Origin of the sequence: Roseicyclus sp. (assembly GCF_052168335.1) — a bacterium.
In the GTDB taxonomy this organism is placed as follows: Bacteria; Pseudomonadota; Alphaproteobacteria; order Rhodobacterales; family Rhodobacteraceae; genus Roseibacterium.
The window spans coordinates 1-2,178 of the sequence record NZ_JBQLZP010000211.1; the positions used below are offsets into that span (position 1 = coordinate 1).

A 2,178-nucleotide genomic window follows, 5' to 3' on the forward strand; every position below is an offset into this window, starting at 1 on the left:
CGGAAGGGCACGCCTTGGGCGAAGACGTTCGGCCGCGACCAGACCGGCCCGACCGAGCGGAGGCCCGCCTCGAAAAGGGGGTCGAGGCCCTCCAGCCCCTCGCCGATGCACTCCGCCCCCTCGAGGTGGAGGAGGCCGACGAACCCCTCCGATGCGAGGTCGGCCCGCGTCCGCGCCCAGCGGATCAGCCCGTGCGCCTCGAGCGCCGAGGCGATGTCGACCTGGTGCGCCACCGGGGTCGCGGCCGTCTTCAATGGCAGGGGCGCGGGCACCGGGATGTCGTAGGGCGGATGGTCGAAGACCGTGAAGTCGAGCGGCTGGTCGGGCGTCGGCGAGAAGAGGGCGAAGAACCCGCCCGCCATGCCGCCCGCGCGCGCCTTGGGCAGATCGACGTGCCCCGTCCCGCCGTCGCGGAAATCGGCGACGGGATCGGCGACCCTGGAGAGCCGCAGGAGCGCGTCGTTGTGCCCGTCGAAGACCGGGATCATGCCGCGGGACGCCAGGTCGCGCCGGCCGGGTCGCCGGTCGCGACGACGTGGTAGAGCGCGGCCTCGCCCGTCATCGCGGGCAGGGCGGCGTGGCGCAGGCCCTCGGGCACGCTCATCGTGTCGCCGGGGGCGAGCACGGTCTCGCCGCCCTCCCAGGTCACGCGCCAGTGGCCCTTCACGGGCATGAGCACGCTCGGCCGGTCGTGCGAACGCATCTCCTCGGACGCGCTCGACCGCGTCACGAGATCGACCTCGAAGCCGGGCCGGTCGCGCAGGACGCCGTTTTCGCCGATGACCTTGACCGGCTTGCGCTCGGCCAGCGCCACGAGATCCCAGTAGCGCGCGACATGGTTCGGCACGACGTCGGCCGCCTCGGGCTCGGGGAAGGTCGCGAGCTCCTCCTCGGTCAGGAGCGGCATGGGGGCGACCCCCTCGGGCAGGTGCGCGCCCTTCTTCGTGTCGTAGAGCTTGCCGTTCGCGCCGAGGACGAGGCCGTGGGCCTTCGCGTCCTCGATCACCTGCGGCGCCCAGATCACGCCGCCGCCCGCGTCGTCGCCGCCGAGGATGGCCATGATCATCCCGTAATCGGTGCCGATGTTCTCGAAGCCGCGGAAGATGCCGGTGGGGATGTTGAAGATGTCCCCTTCCTCGAGCACGACGGACCCTGCGTTCCCCCAGCGTCCCCAGAAGAAGCGCCAACGCCCGGAGAGGACGAAGAAGACCTCGGCCGTCCGGTGCGAATGCAGCGAGTTGCGGCACTTCGGCGGCTGTCCCGCGGCGCCGATGTTGAAGCCGTGCGGGATCGCGATGTGGACATGCTGGTCCGCGGCCTCGGAGACGCCGCCGCCGATGATGGTGAAGTTCTCCTTCTGGTCCGAACCCGGCGTGTGGGCGTCGATGAAGGCGGTGCGGCAGGGCCTGAGCTCGCCGTAGCGGACGATGCGGGCTTCCATCTCGGGCGGGGTCATGGCGTCTCCGGGAATTGCGGGAGGGTTGCGTGGGTGCAGGGTCACGATCTCGCCTCGTGGAGGAGGATCTGCTTCCACACCGCGGTTTCGTCGTAGAGCGTCCATTCGCGGCGGAGCGTGGGCGGCGCGGCGCCGAGCGTGCCGAACTCCGCATGCGTGATGCCGAGGACGTAGACCATGGCGCCCGTGGGCTGTCCGAAGGCGCCCCAGCCCTCGTGCCGGCCCCAGAGGCTCCAGCGGACGGCGGCGCGGGGCGGCATGGTCGGGTCCTCGCGGCCGATGACATGGTGGAGGGTGAACGCGGCATTCGGGAAGGCCGCGCGGAGGCCCATCCAGAAGCGGTCGGCCGCCCCGGCCCCGTGCGCGGTGACGCCGCCCGGGTAATGCAGCGCGCAGGCGCGGTCGTATTCCGCCGGGATCGCGGCCAGATCGGCGGCCATGATCCGCCCGAGAAGGTCGGCGAGCCGCCCGCCCCAGGGGTCGTCGTTGCCGCGCCCGGCATAGGGCCCTTCGCGGTCCGTCTCGGGCGTCAGCGGCCGGGTGGCGGCCTCCGCGCCGCCCTCGCGCGCGATGAGGTCGGCGGCGTAGTCGCGCGGGTCCCAGCCCATCTGGCGCACGATGGCGCCCTGGTCGCGGATCAGCCACTCGTCGTCGATCGCGTTGTCCTTCGCGTGGCAATCCGCGATGATCCGGTAGGCGAGCCTGCGGCCCGTCGCCTTGCC

Annotated in this window: 3 protein-coding genes; all 3 read right to left on the reverse strand. The window is 72.3% G+C overall.

Features of this window, described 5'->3' with window-relative positions:
* A partial coding sequence (locus tag ACTS11_RS06590; RefSeq protein WP_442639536.1) for a membrane dipeptidase occupies nt 1–488 on the reverse strand: 488 nt, incomplete at its 3' end.
* Nucleotides 485–1,456, reverse strand: a complete 972-nt coding sequence (locus ACTS11_RS06595) for a cupin domain-containing protein (RefSeq protein ID WP_442639537.1) — start codon at nt 1,454–1,456, stop codon at nt 485–487. The genes ACTS11_RS06590 and ACTS11_RS06595, both read right to left, overlap by 4 nt.
* A gap of 41 nt (nt 1,457–1,497) precedes the next feature.
* The coding region (locus ACTS11_RS06600) for a nuclear transport factor 2 family protein (RefSeq protein WP_442639538.1) at nt 1,498–2,178 on the reverse strand (681 nt) is incomplete at its 5' end.

What these genes read in the sequence shown, in the direction of transcription:
- ACTS11_RS06595 (WP_442639537.1), bottom strand. Translation starts at nt 1,456, where the DNA reads ATGACCCCGCCCGAGATGGAAGCCCGCATCGTCCGCTACGGCGAGCTC.